Consider the following 21,330-nt stretch of genomic DNA (forward strand, 5'->3'; position numbering starts at 1 on the left):
GACACATTGTTGTAACGAGCCGCCCTTATGGTGGACATACTGTCGCCCAGAGTGAGGAACGCCGAACCGATGTCTCTGACCGTGCGCGAGCTACTCGACAACCAGTTCCGTGGGGCCGATCCACAGGTTCTGGCCGGTGGCAGTCAGTTGGGCCGTGTGGTCCGCTGGGTCCATTCGAGCGAGATCTACGAGATCAGCCCGTTGCTGTCCGGGGACGAGTTGTTGCTCACCACCGGCTTGGGTCTGTCCGGGGTCGATCCGGGGACCAGGCGGCACTATCTGCGAGAGGTCGGGAACCGAAACGTCGCCGGAGTTGCCGTAGAACTCGGCCGAACCTTCGACGCGATTCCGTCGGACATGATCGAGGAAGCGGCGATCATGGGAATGCCGCTGATCGCACTCCGGACTGTTGTCCCTTTCATCGAACTGTGTCAGAACGCAAATACCGAAATCATTTCGCGTGAAGTCGCTGTGCTGCGCCTGGGAAATGATCTCGCTCGCGTGCTCGAACTCGAGTTGATGGCGGGCAGTGGTGTGGCCACTCTGCTCGAGCGCATCAGTGACGTAACGGGGTGCCCTTTGATCGTGACAAGCGGCAGTGGCGCCCTCGTCGCAGCACATGGCGTCGACGACGATCGGTCCGCCTGGCGTGCCGCTGACGCCGGAACTGCCACTGCCGCTATCCATTCCAGAGACGGAGCCTGGGGGACTCTGACGGCCGGGCCTGGTTCGACACTGAATCCGGCAACGTTGCACGGGCTGTTGCAACGCTCAGCCGGTTCATTGGGGCTGGCACTGACCTATTCGGGAAACCTAACCGGTCGTCCCCAGCGGGCGGCCGCTACTCTCGTGTCGGATCTGCTGGAGCGCACCGACGTACGGCAGATCGACCTTCGCGTCAGATCCGCGGCCGCTGGGTTCCATCCCACTCCCGGCCACCGCGTCGTTGCGATCGCGATCGACTCCCCTGGTTCGCGAATCGCCACTCGCCTCCTCGATTCCGCGGCCAAACTCCTCGGCCAACCGAACTTGGGAGCCGAAGTACATGCCAGCACGTTCGGTCTTGTTGCAGTGCCGGCCAAGACGATCGATGCTGTCGGTGCCGTGAGTGCGGCATTCGGAACATCCCTGTCGTCCAACATCACCGACGGAGTCACGGTGGTGATCGGAGACCCGTGTGCGTTCACTCCGTCCGAGGTCAGTGCGGCACTTCATGCTGCCCGATCAGGGCTTCGCCTTGCGACGTCGGCTCGTCGGACCTGGCTCGCCGGGCGCGTGGTGACAACCACTCGTGAACTGGCCCCGGAACTCGCGGTGGACCAGTTGCCGGTGGACGTTCGGGAGCGGATGGTTGCCGTCGTCGCTCCCCTGATTTCCTGGGACGACACCCATTCGAGTGATCTCACCAGAACACTCGAGGTTCATCTCCGTCATGGTTGCAGCGCAACACGTTCGGCGGCTGCGCTGCACCTGGGCCGGCAATCGCTCTATCAGCGACTCGACCGTATCCGGGCGCTACTCGGATACGACCCGTCGACGCCGTCGATGTACGCGACTCTGCTTCTAGCGCTGTGCGCTCACCGGCTTGTCGCGCGAGATCTTCGAACCGTTGACGAGGAGGTAAAGCCCGCCCGCGATGACAAATCCCACGAAGAACGTAATGTCGCCCAGCTCGGGGACTGACCGTACGACGTACCCGACAAACTTCTCTTGGTTGGAGAACAGCAGAACCGAGGTGAGGAGTGCGATCACGAAAGCTGAGAATCCACCCCCGTTGGTGTGTTCCGGGTCGTAGAGGAGATTGTCGATGCGCTGCCCGCGGCGCAGGTATTGGTCGGCGAACATGATGCCGAGCCACGGACCGATCCAGTAGGCGACGACAAGGAGGAAAGCTTCGTAGCTTGCTGCTGCGTCGGCGAGTGCCCACCACGCAACCAGGAATCCGACAACTCCGAAAACCATCGCGACCATGGCTCGCTGCGTTTTCACCGGGAGTTTCAATCCGATGGTCACAAAGGCCATCGAGCCGGAGTAGACATTGAGCGCATTCGCGGCGACGGCACCGAGCGCGATGGCCAGTAGCGTCAGATTGGCAAGTGCCGAAGGAAGATTGGATGTGAACGCGTCGGCGGGGTTATCCGACGACGGCGCGCCGATCGTGACCGATGCCGCACCGACCACCGACAGTGCCACGCAGGAGACAAACAGTCCGGCCGACGCGAACAGACCTGTTCGGAATGTCGAGACCGACGCCGGAAGGTAGCGCGTGTAATCAGCGGCATAGGGCGTCCACCCGGCGGCGTACCCGAACGCGGTGCCCACGGTAAGGAGGAAACCGCCGAGTCCACCGACGCCGCCCTCGATCGCCGGCGCACCTGGATTGGCTTTTGTCAGAATGACAATCGCAGTGATGGCAAAGATCACGGCAAGTACGGGAAACGCATATCGCTCGAAAGCCTGAACCAGGTTGTGCCCGAAGAAAGCGAACACGGTCTGGATGACGACGATCACCAACAGTGAAGGCACCGGCGGCAATCCGGTCAGGGTGTTGAGCGCAAAAGCGCCGCTGACACTGTTGGTTGCAAACCATCCGACGCCGCACATGATCGACATGAACGCCGACGGCAGAGCGTTACCTCGGTATCCGAAACCCAATCGGCCGAGCACCATTTGCGGCACACCGTGCAACGGTCCGCGTGCCGACAGCACGAAGTGCGCGGCCGCACCGAGAGCGGTTCCGACGACCAGTCCGAGCGTCGCCTGCCAGAACGTCATCCCGAATACGGATACGGAGAGAACTCCGATGAAGACCGTGGCGAATTCGAGGTTCGGGGACATCCACGTCCAGAACAGCTGACCAGGGGTGCCGTGGCGATCCTCGTCGGGAATGAACTCGTTTCCGCCAGGTTCGACGGCAAGTACGCGATCTCCGTACTCGCGATCCACCCCGGTCTGCTCGCCGGTTACACCCTCGGTAATTGCCATAAGAGAACCTTGGGGTGCGGCGAGAGCTGCGACAACCGACAGACTGTCTGCCACGACAGTCAGTTCTACGGACAGTCTGGCGCCGCGCTAGTGTTCCGCGCGCAACCCGCCGATCAGGAGTTCGACGATCTCGTCTGCCAGCGCCTCGGTTTCGGCGACCGACTGGCCCTCGCGACGGCGATACCAGAGATCGATACCGTTAAGGCTACTGAGCAGAACCCTTGCCGCCATGCGCGGTGACGAGGCGCGGATCGAACCGTCTGCGACTCCTTCGATCATCACCTGTTCGAAAAGCTTCTCGTAGTCCAAGCGCAGAGCGTTGAGTTCGACGAGCGCCTGCTGCTGGCGCGGCTTGAGCGCCGAACTCATCTGCCCCCGCACGCCCTGGTGGATTGCATGATGATGTCCGAGGTGCGTCATGAGATTGATCAGATGCGCCCGCGACATCGCCGCGAGCTTGACCAATCCGGTGCCGCCCGCCGCCACTTCTCCGTCGACTTCCGCTCTGAGCCTGCTCATACCCTGCTCGAAAATAGCCAGGTAGATATCGAATTTCGACCGAAAATGGTAGTAGACAAGACCCTTGGTGGCGCCGACGCGATCGGCGAGGTCGTCAATGGTCGTGGCGGCATATCCGTCTGCCGCAAATGCGTCTGCCGCGGTCTCGATGATCACCGAGCGCATATCAGGTGCGTCAGCACTCATCGTTCACCCTTCACTGCCTTGACTTGTTTCCACACTTTGACATAGTAATACTCAGTAGTATCCCAGATCAGAGAGGTTTTTCCCATGTCATTGGATTTCTCAGGCAAGGTCGCGATCATCACGGGCGCAGGCGGCGGTCTCGGCCGAGCTCACGCCATGGCGCTCGCCGCTCGCGGCGCACGCGTTGTGGTCAATGACATGGGCGGATCCGTCAACGGCAGTGGCGGCGCCGATACCGCAGCCGCGAAGGTAGTAGCCGAAATCGAGACTCTTGGCGGCGAAGCGCTTGCAGATCACTGCGACATCACCGACGCCGACGCAGTTGCCGCCATGGTCGCCGCTGCTATCGAGAAGTGGGGGCGCGTCGACATCCTCATCAACAACGCCGGCATCCTGCGCGACAAGTCGTTCATCAAGGCCGACTTGGACGACTTCCGCAAGGTCATCGACGTTCACCTCATGGGTTCGGTCATCGTGTCCAAGGCTGTCTGGCCGCACATGGTCGAGCAGAACTACGGCCGTATTCTCATGACCACATCCGCGTCGGGCATCTACGGCAACTTCGGCCAGGCCAACTACGGCGCCGCCAAGTCGGGCGTCGTCGGTTTGATGAACGTGTTGTCCATCGAAGGTGAGCGCAAGGGCATTCGAGTGAACTCACTTGCCCCGACAGCGGCTACCCGCATGACCGAGGACCTGCTCGACGAGAAGACCCTTGCACTCCTTGCTCCCGAGTCGATCTCACCGGGCGCGCTGTTCATGGTCTCCGAGGACGCACCAACCAAGACGATCCTCAGCGCCGGCGCCGGCGTGTTCGCGATCGCCCGGATGGAGGAGTCGCAGGGCGTCTACATCCCGCAGGAGGCGCTCTCGCCCGAGGTGGTCGCCGAACGCTGGGCTGAAATCAGTGACATGACCAACTCGATCCAGGTAGCCGCTGCATTCGATCAGACCCACCGTTTCGTAGGGAAAGCAGTGGCCGAGCAACCTTCAGCCTGAGCGACCTCCCTGCCCGTAGAGTGTGATCGTGCGTACGAGCAGCGGAGTATCGATAGTCGACATCGTCGACAGACTCGGTATGACGTTCCTGCGCGGCGGTAGTCGCGTCACCAGCGCCCGCACGTTCAGCCATGTAGTCCTGCACGAGGGCCCGCAGTCGGTCCGCGGCAGCGCCGGCGCTGTCGTTCTCGGCGCCGGCCTTGTCGGCACCGTCGACATCGCCACGGCGATAAGGGAATACGGTGCCGCCGGCGCCGCAGCGCTGATCGTCAAAGAGCCACTGAACATCGTCGACGACGTTGCTCTGGCGCTCGACGACGCCGACATCGCACTACTCGGCATGATCAAGGATGCGAGCTGGCTCCAGAGCGCATCCTTGATCAACGAGATCCTGGAATCCGGAACTCGCGGTGATCAGACGTCGACCGCCGAAGCCGATCTGTTCGATCTTGCCAATTCGATCGCACACGTGATGAACGGTCCTGTCACGATCGAGAATCCGTCCAGCCGCATCCTCGCATTCTCGGCGGATCAGGCGCGCGGCGACGAGGCCCGCAAACAGAGCGTTCTCGGTCACCAAGTGCCGCAGCACTATTCCGACCAGCTCCGGTCCTTGGGTGTCTTCAATCGGATCTACGGATCTGCCCTGCCGGTCTTCCTGCCCAGCATCGGGCCCGGCGTCAGACCCCGGGTCGGCATGAGAATCCATGCGGCAACGCAGATTCTCGGATCGATCTGGGTGATAGTGGACGAAGAGCCCAACGATGTGCAGGTCAAAGCACTGGTCGAAGCCGCCACCGTAGCTGCGATGAGCATGCTCCGTGCCAGGCTTGCGGCCGATTCTGCCAAGCGACTGCGTCGTAGTGAGGTAATCACGTTGCTCGACGGTGGAACTGCGGCCAAAGCGGCCGCCGAGAGACTCGGATACGGACGCGCCAAGGCGACAGTGCTTGCCGCTGCCTTCCGATCCAATACGGATGTGCCGGTGGACGCCGAAGCCGACGTCGACAATCTCGCCTCGTCGTTCAATACTTTTCTGCACCAATCATTTCCGATGTCGATTGCGGCTCCGATCGGCGGCACGGTCTACGCCGTCGTCCCGCACACCCGGAAACAGACCGACGACGACTACATACGGCACATCGCGTCCGAGTTCGCCGACCGGAGTCGATCCCAGAGATCTGTTGTCATCGGGATCGGGACGACAGTGACCGGCGCGCGATCGTTGGAGACATCACGGGGTGAGGCCGACCGCGCTCTGCGGGTTCTGCGATCGAGTTGGAATTCCACACTCCGCAATGTCGCCCGGGCCGCAGATGTGCCGATCGATTCACTGTTGCTTCGTTTGTCCGATGCATTGGCCGACGAGAACGAGAAACCGTCCGGGCCGCTCGCGTTACTACAGAAGTACGACAGCGAACACGACATCAACCTCGTGGAGACTCTTCGGGCGTGGCTCGACACGTTCGGTGACATTCCCGCCGCGGCGGCTCTGATCCACGTCCATGTGAACACGTTTCGCTATCGACTCAAGAAGCTTGCCGGAATTGCCGGAATCGACCTCAATGACGCGGAGACGCGTTTCAGCCTAATGCTCCAGATTCGTCTGTTTTATCCGAATCCTTCGTAGGTCACTACAAGAACCCTCCGAATTTTCGTAGAAGACGACGATGCCCTGATCCTCTCGGTGCGACAGGATCAAGCGGTCGTCATTCATTCCGCGCCCGCTGCACGTGGTTTCGCTCGGGTCAGGCTTTCATTCTCGGAGGCACCATGAAACAACGGTCCTACGCACTACTCGCTGCCGGAACCGGCGCGGTTCTTCTGCTGTCCGCGTGTTCTTCGGGCAACGCATCAGGTTCAGGTGACGGTGGTGGTGAACCCGCTACCGACGGCACCTTCACGCTTGCGCTGGGCGCGGATCCCGGAGCGCTCAACCCACTCATGACAGCTGCGACGCCCGCACACGAACTGGCGCGGCTGAGCTACGACAATCTCGTCTACCCCAACCCCGAGACTGGCGTCACCCAGCCCTGGCTCGCCGAGAAATGGACCGAGACACCGACTTCGGTCGAGTTCACGATTCGTGACGGCGTCACCTGCTCCGACGGATCTGCGCTCACGGCTCAGACCGTCGCCGATAACATCAGCTTCATCACCGACGAATCCAAGGGATCTGCACTTCGCGGTGTCTACGTCCCGAAAACCGCGAGTGCCACAGCCGATGTCGCAGCGCGGACCGTCACCGTGTCCACCCCGGAACCGTCGCCGTTCCTCATGCTGAATCTGGCTCGCGTACCGATCATGTGCGACGCCGGACTCGACGATCCGACGGCCGCGAACAAGGCCACGATCGGTTCCGGCATGTTCACGATGACCGAGGCCGTGGCAAATGATCACTACTCGTACACTCGCCGCGACGGTTACAGCTGGGGTCCGGATGACACAACATCGTCGACGGCGGGTGTGCCGAAGGACGTGGTCGCCACAATCGTCACCAACGCCAGTACCTCCACGAATCAACTCCTGGCCGGCGATCTGAATGCTGCCGAGGTTTCCGGACCGGATCAGGATCGACTCGACTCGGCAAACCTGACCACCGTGAAACGCCCGTCGCCGGGCGGTGAGATGTTCTTCAACCACATCGCTGGAAACCCGACCAGCGACCCGGCCGTACGTAAAGCCCTTGTGCAGGCACTCAACCTCGACGACTTGACCGAGGTGTTCACCGGCGGCCGAGGCGAGCGTTCGACCAGCATGGTGTCCGTCGAACCGCGCGCATGTACATACAACTCGATCGAGGGTAACCTTCCCGACTTCGATCTCAGTGCCGCAAAGGCAACCCTCGACGCCGCCGGATGGACAGCCGGCTCCGATGGGAAGCGAAGCAAGGACGGCGCTCCGCTGAACATCCGCCTCACCTACGAGACTTTCGGCGATTCGACAAACGCTGCAGCCGACCTCGCCCAACAGGCATGGTCAGAACTCGGCGCAACCGTCGTGATCACCGGCGGCGATTCCAACAAGATCGTCGACGTACTGCTCAGTGGCAAGGACAACACCGCGTGGGACGTCGCGTGGGAGCCGATCAACGTGGCATTGCCGAGCATGCTGGTTCCGTTCCTGTCCGGACCGGCGCCTGCCGAGGGACTCAACTTCTCCTCGATCTCCAACCCCGAGTACGACGCGGCAGCCGCCAAGGCATCAGGATTGGTCGGCGACGACGCCTGTGCAGCGTGGGCTGACGCAGAATCGCAGATCATCAAGTCCGTGTCGGCGGTGCCGTTCGCAGACAAGCTCACGACTGTGTACTTCAAGAACGCCGGTCTCGCGTTCGGTCGCACGTACGTCGGTTCCGCCCTGCGGCTCTACCAGTAAGCGGTATCAGCGGCCGGGAGACTCATCGAGTCCCGGCCGCTGCCCGTGAGTAGCGCCTGCCTCCTCATTCCCGACACCTCGAAAAGACAGCCATGAGCGCAATGCGTGAAGCCGTGAAATCCGTTTCGGCGCCGATAGTTCGAACAAAACGATTCGACGCAAACAGCTGGCCGGCGTACCTCTTACGTCGTTTCGGCACCTTCGTGATTTCCCTCTGGGCACTGGTGACGGCTGCCTTTCTGATGCTCCAACTGATTCCGGGCGATCCGGTTCGGTTGGCGTTGGGGATGAACGCACCCGTCGAACTCGTGGAGTCGACGAGGTCTGCGCTTGGCTACGACCTTCCTTTGTGGCAGCAGTACTTTCGATTCATCGGCGGGTTACTGACGGGGGATCCCGGCGATTCGATCACATTGAGGACTCCGGTCCTCGAGGTGATCGGTTCACGCTTGCCCGCCACCCTCGAACTTGCCGTCCTCACCGTCATCACCGTGCTGGTGCTGGCAATTCCGATCGGGCTCGCCTTCGCGGCCCTGACGCGAGGCGGGCGCCGACGCGGAGTCGAGATCGGTTACACGGCAACGTCAGGCGCTCTTGCCGTCGTTCCCGAGTTCATGTTCGGTACAGCCCTGGTCTACCTCTTTGCCGTCACGTTCCCGATCCTGCCGGTTGCGGGACGAGGCGGCATCGAAACCTACATTCTTCCGGTTGCCGCGATGTCGATCGGAGCTACGGCCTCCATGTCTCGCATCGTTCGCGCCGAGGCACTCGGGGTCTTGGACATGGACTACATCCGGACCGCTCGCGCGAAACGAATGCCGATGGCGCGTCTGTACTTCCGCCACGCGATGCCCAATCTGCTCACCTCGACGTTGACCCTCGCCGGGCTGCTCCTGGGTGGCCTGATCGCGGGCACGGTACTCGTCGAGAGCATTTTTGCTTGGCCGGGAATGGGTTTGGCGCTGGTCAAGTCCATCACCGAGAAGGACTACCCCCTCGCTCAGACCCTGGTTGTGGTCTACGGCAGCATCGTCCTACTGGTCAACTTCATCGTCGACGTGGTGCTTGCGCTCATCGACCCACGATCCACGATCCGGGAGAACTGAGTTGAGCAGCTCACCGACAACCACTCAACGACACTGGATCGTTGCAACTCTGCGTACTCCACTCGGAATCCTGGCTGCCAGCGCTCTCGTTGCCCTGATCGCCTTGGTGATATTCGGACCGATCATCTGGGGTGACGCCGCAGTTGCCGGCAATCCGCGCGCCCTCTCACAAGGTCCAAGTTCCGAACACCTCTTCGGCACCGACGCCGGCGGACGCGACGTCTTCGCCCGAACCATGACGGCAGCCCGCTTGTCTGTCGCCATGGCTCTCGGAGCTGTAAGCCTCGGCGTCACACTCGGGATCGCCCTCGGCACACTCCCCACACTCGCTCCTCGATGGATCGGCCGAATCGTCGTGGCATTCCTCAACTTTGCGATTGCCTTCCCCGGATTGCTCCTGGCCATTTTCCTCCTGATCATCTTCGGGCAGGGTGCAGGAAGTGCGGTGATCGCGATCGGTCTCGCGATCGCGCCGGCGTTTGCACGTCTGACCTACGCACTCGCGTCGTCGGTGAACGGACGCGACTTCATCGATGCGGCCCGAATCCTCGGGATCACCAAACCTGGCTTGCTCTTCCGTCACATCCTCCCGAATATCCGTGAACCTCTCATCGTCAACGCCACCATCGCTGTGGGAACCGGTCTGGTCGTCTTTGCCGGCCTGTCCTTCCTCGGGTTGGGCATTCAGCCACCCTCGTTCGACTGGGGGCGGATGCTCAACGAAGGCCTGTCCAAGATCTTCGTGAACCCCGCTACCGCGCTGGCTCCTGGGATTGCCGTGGTTCTTGCCGGTCTGACCTTCACGTTGGTCGGCGAAGCCATCGCTCGCGGCGCAGGCGTGCGCAGTCCGCTCACCCGCGCCCTCCCGAAGTGGACGCCACTCAACGCCAGCGGCGCGGCGTCGGATTCGATACCGGAAACAGATGATGCCGTGCTCACCGTTCGGAACCTGTCGGTCGCCGTCCCCGGGAACGGTGAATGGCGTCGACCTGTCAACAACATCAGCTTCACCGTAGGACGCGGCGAGACCGTCGGCATTGTCGGCGAATCAGGATCCGGAAAGTCGCTGAGTTGCATGGCAATCGCACAACTCACCGACCACCCCACCGTGGTCGATGCCGGTCTGATCGAGTTCGACGGCACCGTGTTGATGAAGGACGGGGTACGACCGGACAACGGATCGTCACGCACCGTCGCCCGCCAGCTCGGCACTCGTCTGGCAATGGTGTTCCAGGATCCGATGTCGTCGATGAATCCGTCTCTCAAAGTCGGATATCAGGTTGCCGAGATCGGTTGGCTTCACGAAGGAATGAGCAAGTCCGAAGCCAAGAAGGCGGCGGTCGACCGCTTGACTGCAGTCAAGATCCCCGATGCCGAGCGGCGCGCACAACAGTATCCACACGAATTCTCGGGCGGCATGCGTCAGCGTGCCATGATCGCGATGGGTCTGATGGGAACACCGGCACTGATCATCGCCGACGAACCCACCACCGCCCTCGATGTCACCGTGCAACGGGAGGTTCTCGGGCTGTTGCACAACGTCCGCGAGGAAACCGGCGCCGCCATCCTCCTGATCTCCCACGACATGGCTGTCATCACGGGAATCTGTACACGGGTACTGGTCATGTTCGCCGGCGAGATAGTCGAGGACATCGCCGTAGACGACCTGATCGGCGGACGCGCACAGCATCCGTATACCAAGGCACTTCTTGCCGCGGTTCCCACCATGACCACCGATCGTGACAAGCCACTGGCCACAGTCGACGAAGCGTGGCAGGCACAGGGTTCCGGAAGCGCCGTCGACGTCGAGTTGGACGATCTGATGTCGCTCGCCGAGGAGATGCGATGAGCAATATGGAATTTCGTGAGGTCAACGTTCACCTGGGCAGTGGTTCCCGGCGATTCCACGCCGTCAAGAACGTCAGCCTCGTCATCCCGTCGGGATCGGTAGTCGGCCTCGTCGGTGAATCCGGTTCCGGCAAGTCCACTCTGGCACGTGCAGCCGTAGGACTGGCCGAGCCCAGTTCGGGTTCGATCCTGCTGGACGGTGTCGACGTCGCTCACGCGCGCGGTGCAAATGCACTACTACGCCACCGTATTCAGATGGTCTTCCAGGATCCGTATTCGTGCCTCGACCCCAGAATGACCATCGGCCAGTCCCTTGCCGAGGCCCTTCGCGCCACCGAGCGACGTGACCGGGCACGACGCGGTCGAGGAGAGCGGGCCGCCGAAGTCGCGAGGCTTCTCACCACGGTCAGCCTGCCGCCTGAAAAAGCTCACGACTACCCGGCTTCATTGTCGGGCGGTCAGAGACAACGCGTTGCCCTGGCCCGAGCGCTCGCCGCTGCGCCGTCAGTGCTGCTCGCTGATGAAATCACTTCTGCACTGGATGTTTCCGTGCAGGGTTCTGTCCTCAATCTGTTGATGGACCTACAGCGGCAGCTCGGGCTCACTGTCCTGTTCGTCAGCCACAACCTTGCCGTCATCCGGTATGTCTGCGACCACGTTGCGGTGATGTTCGGAGGTGAAATCGTCGAGCACGGCCCGGTACTCGACGTGATCGATTCTCCTCGTGAGGAGTACACCGCCACACTCCTGTCCGCCGTTCCACAACTCGGGGAGCCGATGTTCCGATGACAACACCGTCAACACCGACAACACCGACAACACCGAAGACACCTGGCCGGCGTGCGGCAACCATCGAGGACTACACCTCTGTGGTGACACCGTCCGACATCGCCGTCTCCACATCGGGCCGAATCGCCTATGTACGTACCGAATCACACCTCGACGACGACACCACTGCTCACTCGATCTGGTTGGCTTCCCCAGCGGTGCAGCTCACGGCCGGCCCCTCCGACACGTCGCCGGCGTGGCGACCAGGCTCGACGCAGTTGATATTCGTCCGACCCGATTCCGCGGGCATTCCGCAACTGTGGACGGTCGACGCGGCCGGCGGTGTGCCGAAGCAGCTGACTACCTCGGCACAATTCCCACTCGGCGCCGGAGCGCCCGTGTTCTCGCCGGACGGTGGCCGGATTGCCTTTGTCGCCTCCGTCGACCGCGCGGTATCGACGTCCACTCGTCCCCTCGTCACCCGTCGGCTCAACTACAAGGTCGACGGATCGGGTATCCGCGCGAACATACGGGCGCACCTCTTCGAACTCGACCTCACCGACGGCGCGTCTCGGTGTCTGACTGATGGCGACTGGGACGCATCCCACCACGTGTACAGCCCCGATGGGCGGGAACTGGCCTTCACCGCAGCGATGGACGACGACACCGACGTGACCATGGCTACCTCGGCATGGATCATCTCGGTCACCGAACTCCGTTCCCCTCCAAGTATGTTGGGAAAGGCAACCGGCGTGGTTGGCCCGCTGCTGTGGACGTCCGACGCCACCGCTGTGGTCGCTGTCGGCTGGCACGTCCCGGCAATCCACAACAACGAGTTACTACTGCTCCATCGCGACCGACGGGTTGCCGATCGCAGCCTCACCGCCGATCTCGATCGCAATGTGATGCCCGGTGGTACCGGATACCCGGGCGCCGCACCGGCTTTCACCGAGGACGGCACCATCGTCTTCTGCATTCGACACCACGGCTCCACGGAGCTTCACCGTCTCGATCTCGAAACAGGTTCTGTCAAGCCACTTCTGACCGGCGGCCAAACTGTGATCTCCGGACTCGCCGTTTCCGGACGCCACGCTGTCGTTGCTTTGACCACGGCAACGTCCTTCGCCGAAATCGCTACTGTCGATGTAGACACCCTCGACGTCGATCACGTCACCGATCTGAATTCGACGACAACACAGCACATCGAGTTTCCGGAAGCCACCGAGCGCTGGTTCGACATCAGCGACGGCGCCCGCGTTCAGGCCTGGATACTGCGCGATCCGAACGTCAGTGGCGCAGGCCCGCTGGTTCTCGACGTTCACGGCGGCCCGCACAATGCGTGGACCGGAACGCCGTCGTTGATGAATCCGTATCACGGCGCACTGGTCAGCCGTGGCTACACGATCCTGATGATCAACCCTCGCGGTAGCGACGGCTACGGGAATTCCTTCTTCGACGGCGTTCACGACGCGTGGGGGGAGGCTGACCGCGCTGATCTCCTCGAACCGATCGACACTCTGATCGCCGAGGGCGTTGCCGATCCAGCTCAACTGGCGGTTGTCGGCTACAGCTACGGCGGATTCATGACAGCCGCGCTGACGTCAACCACGGATAGATTTGCCGTTGCGGTTGCCGGTGGGCTCGTCTGCGACTTGGCACACATCGTGGGCGCTTCCGACGCAGGCATTCTTCTGCAGACGCTCGAATTCGATCAGTTCACTTCGCGGGCAGATGAACTCGCGCCGATTCGCCGTGTCGCGAAGGTGACGACCCCAACACTTGTCCTCCACGGCGGTAGCGACGTCCTGTGCCCGGTCAACCAGGCGGAACAGTGGTTCGGTGGACTCCGTCTGGCCGGTGTTGACACCGAACTTGTGGTCTATCCCGACGCGTCACATGCATTTGTCCTCACGGGCCGGCCGTCACACCGGGTCGATTACGCTGCCCGCCTTGTCGACTGGATCGAGCGGCACCTGTCGCCGTACCCCACACGCCGCAGTGTCGATCGAGACTACTGGCAGTACCGACTCGACACACTCACCACGAAGTACGGTGTCCCCGGAGCATCGCTGGGGATTCTGACGACCACGCGCAGCGGATTCCAGCGCACTGTCGTCTCGTCCGGAGTTGTCAGTACCCGCACGGGCGTTGCCGTCACGCCGAACACGGTGTTCCAGATGGGGTCGATCAGCAAGGTCTGGACAGCTACCCTGATCATGCAACTCGTCGAGGAAGGAAAGCTCGACCTCGATGCACCGATCCGGAAAGTCCTGCCGAACTTCGCAGTTGCCGACGAAGCCGCAAGCACGTCGATCACGACGCGTCACCTGCTGACCCATACCAGCGGAATCGACGGTGACGTATTCCTCGACAACGGGCGTGGCGACGACTGCCTGGAACATTATGTGGCAGAGCTGAAATCGGTAGTGCAGATCTTTCCGCCCGGCGCCGGCTGGTCGTACTGCAATACCGGATTTGCAATTGCCGGGCGCATCGTCGAAGTCCTGCGCGGGCAAACCTGGGATGCAGTGCTGCGGGACCGAATACTCGAGCCGCTCGAGCTGCGCCACACCACCACCTTGCCGGAGGAGACGGCGCTGCACTCTGCGGCAGTCGGCCACGTCGACGTTGCCGAAAAGACCGAGCCGACACCACACTTCCTGATCACTCGCTCCATGGGTCCGGCCGGCCTCATCACTTCCAGCGCCGAAGATCTACTATTGTTCGCACAAGATTCGATGCGTGACGATCCCGTCCTCCTGCGTCGCTCGACGCATCTCGCCATGATCGAGCAGCACATGCCCATCGGAGACGTCGCGAGCGCCGCCCACGGAATGGGAACGACCTGGCTACTCGACGATTGGGACGGGGTGCCCGTACACGGCCACAAGGGTGCGACACTCGGGCAGCAGGCATATTTGGATGTCATTCCGTCGTGCGGTGTTGCACTTGTTCTCATGACCAACGGCGGAGCGATGGACGCACTGTCGGGTGACATCCGTGCCGAAGTCGCGGAGTCGATCGCCGGCGTGAGAGCTACGGCGGAGTTCTCACCTGGCGATGCCGAAAATCGCACGACATCCTCTGCCGCTGAACTGGATACGCTGTGCGGCATCTTCCGTGATGCGGCTACCGATTTTGCGGTCGAACGAAAAGGTAACTCCCTGAAAGTCACCCGGACCGAGCACACCAATCCGTCCGGCTCCGAGGAGATCACCACATCGGTGGATCTCGATCTGCTGGAAGTTCGGCCAGGAGTCTTTGCAACCAGACTGCCGCAGATGTCGGCTTGGTCTCGGATCACGTTCTCCGGCAAGGCGAGTACGCAGTTGCTGCATTTCGGAAGCCGCGCATACCCACGGGTGAGCGAGAAATGACCGCACTACTGGAGCTCGCCGAACAGCGCCTCCCCCAGATCATCGACGACGCCCTCACGCTCATCGAAGTCGAGTCGCCGTCAAACGACCTCGACGCGGTTACCCGCAGCGCGAAGGCCACCGCGGACCTCGTCCACGAGCGACTCGGCGCGCGGGCAGAGTCCATTGTGGTCGAGGGCAGGACCCATCTGCTGGTCAACTTCGGAACGTCACCGCCACAATTGATGCTTCTCGGACACCACGACACGGTCTGGCCGATCGGCACCCTGGCGCGCCTGCCTGCAACCGTCACCGACGGCGCATTGCGGGGTCCCGGCGGGCTCGACATGAAACTTGGTGTTGTTCAGGCAATTCACGCGCTTGCCCTGGTCCGGGAGTTACACAGCGTCGACGCGCTCGACGGCGTGACACTGCTGATCACCGGGGACGAAGAAATCGGCTCACCCACTTCGCGCTCGTTGATCGAAGAATGTGCAGCGGGGGCGGTGCTCGTCCTGGAAGCCGGCGGCGACAACGGCGAGCTCAAGACTGCCCGTAAAGGTGTGTCACTGTATCGAATTCAGGTCTCCGGTCGCGCGGCTCATGCCGGCTTGGAGCCGGAAAAGGGCATCAACGCCGCAGTGGAGCTCGCTCACCTGGTCATCACCATCGCTGCAATGTCGGCCCCTGATCTGGGCACCACGGTCACACCTACAGTGCTTTCGGCCGGAACCACAACCAATACCGTTCCCGCCGAAGCATGTGTCGACATCGACGTGCGCGCGACCAGTGCGGCCGAGCAGCACCGCGTGGACTCGAACATCAGAAGCCTGTGCACACGCCATCCCGATGCGGCGATCACGGTATCGGGTGGAGTGAACCGGCCACCCCTGGAAGCGGCCATGTCTGCGACGCTGCTGGCGCTCGCGGAACATGTTGCGCTCCACAATGATCTGACTCCGCCCATAGGAATCGCCGTCGGCGGCGCCTCGGACGGGAACTTCACCGCCGGGCTCGGAATTCCCACCCTCGACGGCCTGGGCGGCGTCGGTGGTGGCGCCCATGCCGAGACCGAGCATGCACGTATATCCGCGATCGCACCGAGAACAGCACTGCTGGCAGGCATGATCCGGTCGATCACGACAGAAGGTATTTCCCGTGTCGAGTAGCCCGACAATCACGTTCCGAGAACTGGTCGACGTCCACGAAATCGACGAACTCTCCGCAGTTTTCGACAAGATCTGGGCCACCAGTCCGGGCCCTGCGCATTTCGGCACTGCGATGCTCATCGCACTCCACCACGGCGGCCACTACGTGGTCGGAGTGTTTGCCGAGGACAGTTTGATCGGCGGTTGTGTCGGCTTTTTCGTCGAACCCTTCGGCGAGGTTCTACATTCACATATCGCCGGAGTACTGCCCGAGTTCGCCGGCCAGGGAATCGGCCGCACACTCAAGTTTCATCAACGGGACTGGTGTCTGAAACGCGGGGTCCACACCATCCGGTGGACGTTCGATCCCCTCGTCGCACGGAATGCGTACTTCAACATCCAACGCCTCGGCGCGGAGCCCTCCGAATACACTCCGAACTTCTACGGCTCGATGACGGACGGCATCAATTCCGGTGATGCCACTGATCGAATGTTGGTGAGCTGGAACCTCAACGGCTCCGCCCCCGGACCGCGGTCGAGCGCGAACCTGACCGATATTGTGAAGGTGCTCCACCCCACTGCAACTGGCGAACCGCGGATGATTCAGATCCCACCCGACGCCGCCGACATCGCTGTCGGAATACCCAGGGACATAGAGCAGCTGAGAAGGATCGACCGTGCCTCTGCCTTCGTGTGGCGGCATGCCCTTCGTGAGTATCTTGCGCCGCTCGTGGCATCGCCGCAATGGCACTCGACCGGCTTCGACCCCAGCGGTTTCTACACGTTCACCACAACTCGAGCGACACCCGGAGAATGACATACCGATGCATATCGAATCCGTAGAACTGCGCGAGCTGCGCATACCGCTGGTCTCTCCGTTCACCACGTCCTTCAGCACGCAGTACGAGCGCAACACGCTGGTGATGAAGGTAACCGGCACTGCTGACGGCCCGAACGGCCCGGTCGAGACCACCGGATGGGGCGAGTGCGGCGCGCTGAGCGACCCGTACTACTCCGCCGAGTACACCGCAGGTGCGCGAATGATTCTGCGCGACTATCTGATTCCCGTACTTCGCCAGGCGCAGTCGACGGGCCCGCTGTCCGCCGAAACAGTCGGCCACGCGCTCGCCGGTATCGTCGGCCACCGGATGGCGAAGTCGACTGTCGAAATGGCTGTCCTCGACGCAGAGTTGCGGGCACGCGGTCAGTCGTTCGCCCGTTACCTCGGTGCCACTCGCACACGGGTGCCTTCCGGAGTATCGGTAGGCATCCAGGACAGCATTCCCCAGTTGCTCGGGACCGTCGGCAACTACCTGTCGCAGGGCTACGTCCGCATCAAACTGAAGATCAAACCTGGCTGGGATGTCGAACCGGTTGCCGCAGTACGCAAGGAATTCGGCTACGACGTTCCCCTGCAGGTCGACGCCAATGCCGCCTACACCCTCGTCGACGCCCCATTACTGCGCCGGCTGGACGAATTTGCACTGCTCCTCATCGAACAGCCACTGGCCGAGGACGATCTGGTGCAGCACGCCGCACTTGCCGCAGCGCTCAGTACGCCCATCTGCCTCGACGAATCGGTGGAATCCGCCAAGGATGCCGCGGACGCGATCACGCTGGGCGCTGCGTCCGTCATCAACATCAAGCCGAGTCGGGTCGGCGGGTATCTGGAGGCTAAACGCATCCATGACCTGGCATCAGCCCACGGCGTCGCGGTGTGGTGCGGCGGAATGCTCGAGACGGGAATCGGCCGCGCTGCCAACACGGCGCTTGCGGCGTTGGACGGCTTCACGTTACCGGGCGATATTTCGGCATCGGACCGGTTCTACGCCGAGGACATCACCGAACCGTTTGTCATCGAGGACGGGCACATCGCTGTGCCACAAGGGCCGGGCTTCGGTGTGACTCCGCACCTGGAGGTGCTGGAGCGATTTACTGTCGGGACCGACTTAATGTAGGTCGAGAGGGTTCGGGCCAGTTCTTGTCGGTGCCTGCGTGCATAGTGAACCGGACATGAACTTGAACACCGAAAGGCCCCCGATGAACAACTGGTCCGATCGCCCGATCTGCGCGTTCGACCTCGAGACCACGGGGCGCGATCCATCCACAGCCCGGATCGTCAGCGCGTGTGTTGCCGTCGTGGATGGCTCGAGTGTGGAAACGCGCACGTGGTTACTCGACCCGGGCGTCGATATTCCGGCCGGTGCCATCGCTATTCACGGCATCACCACCGAATATGCGGCTGAGCACGGTCAGGACTACGCCGAGGGCTACGAGGAGATCCGTGAGGCTCTCCACAATTCGTGGGCACGTGATCATTCGGTTGTTGCGTTCAACGCGTCCTACGACCTCACGGTCATGCACTCCGAAGGCCTACGAATCGGCAAACCGGCGCTGGTTCCCGGCTTGGTTGTCGATCCCTACGTGATCGATCGCGCGATGGACAAGTTCCGCAAGGGAAAACGAACGTTGTCTGCGGTCTGCGAGTTCTACGGAATTACACTCGAATCCGCGCACGAGGCAGAGGCCGACGCGATGGCCGCGGCAGCTCTGGCACGAGAACTAGCACTGCGTTTTCCGGAGATCAACGATCTTGATCTCATGGTCGATCAGGCACAGTGGCACGCCGAACGTCAACGGGATTTTGCCGAGTTTCTGAGCAGTCAAGGGAAAGACGTGTCAGATGTGAACGGCCAGTGGCCTATTCATTTCGTAGCTTGACACCTGTGCGGACAGGTCACAATCTCTGCGAAACCTGCTTGCGTAGTTCTTCTCGTGATCGTTTGCCGGTGTGCGTTGTCGGGAACATCTCCAGCTCGACAAAGATGCGCGGCACCTTGTAGGCACTTAACCGTTCCTTGCAGAAATCGATCAGATCCTCGGAATCGACGGAGTATCCGTGGACCGGAATGATGCAGGCAACCAGCCGTTGGCCTTGCCGTTGGTCGGCCACGCCGATCACCGCGACTTCGAGGATCAACGGGTGATCCATCAATACCGTCTCCACTTCTTGCGGGTAGACGTTGAAGCCGCTGACGATCACCGTGTCTTTTGCCCGCGAGACGATATACAGGTGCCCCTCGTCGTCCGACCAACCGATGTCGCCGGTTCGCAACCAACCGTCACCGTCTACTGCGTCGTCGGGCGTTGATTCCGGATCGTCTACCCCTCGCAGATATCCGTGCATGATGTTGTACCCGGAGCAGAGAACGTGGCCGTCCTCGTCGGGGGGAAGCGGATAGCCGTAGTCGTCGACAATCCGAATTTCGAGTCCGTCGACGGGGGTCAACATCGCGAGCGAACCCGATTCGCCTTCGGTGATACTGCCCATGGCGACGGTTCCACAGGCTTCGGTAAGCCCGTAGCCGACAACCATATTCACGATTCCGAGTTCACGGCAGGCTCCGCGCATGCGGTCGAGCGGTACTTCGGAACCGCCGCTCACCGCCATTCTGCATACCAACCCGATGTCGTCGCGGCCACTGCCGACCAGATCGAAGAGGATGGTCGGCGGCCCCATCACCACGCTGACGCGGTCACGGACGATCACATCGGCAAGGTCGGCTCTGTCGTAGTGTTCGACGACGCGCACCGAGGCACCGGCGCACATTGCGGTCAGCAGCACACCGTTGAAACCGAACGAATGTGCAAACGGGACGGCACCGATCACTCGATCCGCACTGGTCAGCTCGAGCCGGTCTGCCACTGCCGAGTACAACCGCGACAGCTGTCCGTGGGTCATGGGAACTTGCTTGGACACCCCGGTCGAGCCGGAGGTCGAGAGAATCACCGCGATGTCGTCGGGCCCCGCTGCCGGTCTATCCGGGTGAGGGGCGGTAGTTCTGGCGGCTGCCATGATGTCGGCGATCCGTGGTTGGTCGACTACGAGCGCCGGTTCGGTGACATCAAGGATCCGTGAATATTCGGGACCACTGACACCGTGGCCCACCGGAACAACGGTTGCCCCAGCGCACAGTATCCCGAGTGCGATACAGACCCAGTCGGTGGTATTCCGGCCGCTGAGGACCACCCGTGCACCCGGTCGCACACCGGAATCTGCCAGAACAGCGGCCACTCGCAGTGCCTGATCGGTCAGTTCGCCGTAGGTGATCTCCTGGCAGCCGTCGAGCAATGCCACCCGGTCTCCGCACCGGTGTGCCAAATCCACACAGAGCGCGTCGAGCGTCGATACCAAAAGATCACGCGGCATATCTGCATTGAAACACTCGGCCGACGTAGGCTTGACGCCTCTCCCGCTCAGTGGTCCTACGGGAGCGGCACGCAGACAGCTGTTCACAGGCACCTTCTACGACATATTGCCAGCATATTTCTAACCGAAATACTCTCTTTAGGTCTACCGCCAGGTAATCTTTCGACTATGGCAAAGGACAAAACACCTGCAGACGCGCCCACTCTGCGACCGACAAGTTGGGCCGTCCTGGGTCTGCTGTCCTTCGGATCCGAACTCTCCGGTTACGACCTCAAGAAATGGGCCGACTGGAGCCTGCGATTCTTCTACTGGGCACCGTCGTACAGTCAGATCTACAGCGAACTGCGTAATCTCGAGGCGCACGGCTTTGCCACGTCCCGCGTGGTGAGCACAAACGACGTCAAGAGTAAGCGCCTGTACGCGATCACTCCGGCCGGAACCGACGCGGTAGCGACGTGGGCAAACGAATCGCCGGTCGAACCCGCAGTGCTCAAACACGGCGTAATGCTCAGGATGTGGCTCGGCCATCTGGCCGACCCTGACAAACTGCAATCGGCACTCACCGAACATCGCGACCAGTCCGAGAAGATGCGCATCCGCGCAATTGCCGACGCCGAAGGCGCGTCCGAAGAAGCTGGATGGGCATATCCCGAACTGGTGCTGCGATGGTCCGAGATGTACTACGAATCAGAGCGTGACCGCGCAAACTGGATGTTGGAGAACATTTCTCGACTCGGATCCGACAAATCCAGCGCCGGCAAAGCACGCCGGAAGAAGCCTGAACCCCGTACCCCGGACGAGCTCCGCAAACACGAAGACTAATGCTC

16 protein-coding genes are annotated in these 21,330 nt (G+C 61.8%); 13 read left to right on the forward strand and 3 right to left on the reverse strand.

What is annotated here, in order from left to right; genetic code table 11:
* Nucleotides 1-51: 51 nt before the first annotated feature.
* On the forward strand, nucleotides 52-1,683 hold the full coding sequence (locus tag EEB13_RS25275; RefSeq protein WP_257013427.1) for a PucR family transcriptional regulator: 1,632 nt from the start codon (nucleotides 52-54) through the stop codon (nucleotides 1,681-1,683).
* Here EEB13_RS25275 and EEB13_RS25280 read toward each other — a convergent pair.
* Both EEB13_RS25280 and EEB13_RS25285 read right to left on the reverse strand, forming a co-directional pair.
* A complete protein-coding gene (locus tag EEB13_RS25280; protein WP_141486710.1) occupies nucleotides 1,564-2,985 on the reverse strand; it encodes a purine-cytosine permease family protein in 1,422 nt (473 codons plus the stop codon). The two genes, EEB13_RS25275 and EEB13_RS25280, sit on opposite strands and share 120 nt — an antisense overlap.
* Nucleotides 2,986-3,072: 87 nt before the next feature.
* Nucleotides 3,073-3,690 (reverse strand): TetR/AcrR family transcriptional regulator, encoded by a 618-nt coding sequence (locus EEB13_RS25285; protein WP_141486512.1) that lies wholly within the window; start codon nucleotides 3,688-3,690, stop codon nucleotides 3,073-3,075.
* An 84-nt stretch (nucleotides 3,691-3,774) separates the two neighbouring features.
* On the opposite strand from EEB13_RS25285, the gene EEB13_RS25290 reads away from it, so the two are divergent.
* The 11 genes from EEB13_RS25290 (at nucleotide 3,775) to EEB13_RS25340 (ending at nucleotide 19,014) form a co-directional block, all read left to right on the forward strand.
* On the forward strand, nucleotides 3,775-4,689 hold the full coding sequence (locus EEB13_RS25290; protein ID WP_033232345.1) for an SDR family NAD(P)-dependent oxidoreductase: 915 nt from the start codon (nucleotides 3,775-3,777) through the stop codon (nucleotides 4,687-4,689).
* A gap of 28 nt (nucleotides 4,690-4,717) precedes the next feature.
* Nucleotides 4,718-6,319 (forward strand): helix-turn-helix domain-containing protein, encoded by a 1,602-nt coding sequence (locus EEB13_RS25295; RefSeq protein ID WP_141486513.1) that lies wholly within the window; start codon nucleotides 4,718-4,720, stop codon nucleotides 6,317-6,319.
* Nucleotides 6,320-6,462: 143 nt separating this feature from the next.
* Nucleotides 6,463-8,067 carry an ABC transporter substrate-binding protein gene (locus EEB13_RS25300; RefSeq protein ID WP_141486514.1) on the forward strand — a complete coding sequence of 535 codons (1,605 nt, stop codon included), beginning with the start codon at nucleotides 6,463-6,465 and terminating at the stop codon, nucleotides 8,065-8,067.
* A 92-nt stretch (nucleotides 8,068-8,159) separates the two neighbouring features.
* Nucleotides 8,160-9,173 carry an ABC transporter permease gene (locus EEB13_RS25305; RefSeq protein WP_242484465.1) on the forward strand — a complete coding sequence of 338 codons (1,014 nt, stop codon included), beginning with the start codon at nucleotides 8,160-8,162 and terminating at the stop codon, nucleotides 9,171-9,173.
* A gap of 1 nt (nucleotide 9,174) precedes the next feature.
* Entirely contained in the window at nucleotides 9,175-11,022 is a 1,848-nt protein-coding gene (locus EEB13_RS25310) for a dipeptide/oligopeptide/nickel ABC transporter permease/ATP-binding protein (RefSeq protein WP_242484466.1), read from the forward strand.
* A complete protein-coding gene (locus EEB13_RS25315; protein ID WP_095888255.1) occupies nucleotides 11,019-11,810 on the forward strand; it encodes an ABC transporter ATP-binding protein in 792 nt (263 codons plus the stop codon). The genes EEB13_RS25310 and EEB13_RS25315 overlap by 4 nt, the downstream gene beginning before the upstream one ends.
* Nucleotides 11,807-15,166: a serine hydrolase gene (locus EEB13_RS25320; protein WP_141486515.1), complete on the forward strand. Its 3,360-nt coding sequence runs from the start codon at nucleotides 11,807-11,809 to the stop codon at nucleotides 15,164-15,166. Before EEB13_RS25315 ends, EEB13_RS25320 begins: the two co-directional genes overlap by 4 nt.
* On the forward strand, nucleotides 15,163-16,314 hold the full coding sequence (locus tag EEB13_RS25325) for a M20 family metallopeptidase (RefSeq protein WP_141486516.1): 1,152 nt from the start codon (nucleotides 15,163-15,165) through the stop codon (nucleotides 16,312-16,314). Before EEB13_RS25320 ends, EEB13_RS25325 begins: the two co-directional genes overlap by 4 nt.
* Nucleotides 16,304-17,110, forward strand: a complete 807-nt coding sequence (locus EEB13_RS25330; RefSeq protein WP_141486517.1) for a GNAT family N-acetyltransferase — start codon at nucleotides 16,304-16,306, stop codon at nucleotides 17,108-17,110. The genes EEB13_RS25325 and EEB13_RS25330 overlap by 11 nt, the downstream gene beginning before the upstream one ends.
* A 7-nt stretch (nucleotides 17,111-17,117) precedes the next feature.
* On the forward strand, nucleotides 17,118-18,251 hold the full coding sequence (gene menC, locus EEB13_RS25335; RefSeq protein WP_141486518.1) for an o-succinylbenzoate synthase: 1,134 nt from the start codon (nucleotides 17,118-17,120) through the stop codon (nucleotides 18,249-18,251).
* An 82-nt stretch (nucleotides 18,252-18,333) separates the two neighbouring features.
* Nucleotides 18,334-19,014, forward strand: a complete 681-nt coding sequence (locus EEB13_RS25340) for a 3'-5' exonuclease (RefSeq protein ID WP_033232348.1) — start codon at nucleotides 18,334-18,336, stop codon at nucleotides 19,012-19,014.
* A 16-nt stretch (nucleotides 19,015-19,030) separates the two neighbouring features.
* Here EEB13_RS25340 and EEB13_RS25345 read toward each other — a convergent pair whose 3' ends face one another.
* Nucleotides 19,031-20,503 carry a class I adenylate-forming enzyme family protein gene (locus EEB13_RS25345; RefSeq protein ID WP_033232349.1) on the reverse strand — a complete coding sequence of 491 codons (1,473 nt, stop codon included), beginning with the start codon at nucleotides 20,501-20,503 and terminating at the stop codon, nucleotides 19,031-19,033.
* 168 nt (nucleotides 20,504-20,671) lie between these two features.
* Here EEB13_RS25345 and EEB13_RS25350 point away from each other — a divergent pair, with 168 nt between their 5' ends.
* Nucleotides 20,672-21,325 (forward strand): PadR family transcriptional regulator, encoded by a 654-nt coding sequence (locus tag EEB13_RS25350; protein WP_141486519.1) that lies wholly within the window; start codon nucleotides 20,672-20,674, stop codon nucleotides 21,323-21,325.
* Nucleotides 21,326-21,330 lie beyond the last annotated feature (5 nt).

The sequence above is a fragment of the Rhodococcus sp. WS3 genome (assembly GCF_003797085.1).
In the GTDB taxonomy this organism is placed as follows: domain Bacteria; phylum Actinomycetota; class Actinomycetes; order Mycobacteriales; family Mycobacteriaceae; genus Rhodococcus_F; species Rhodococcus_F globerula.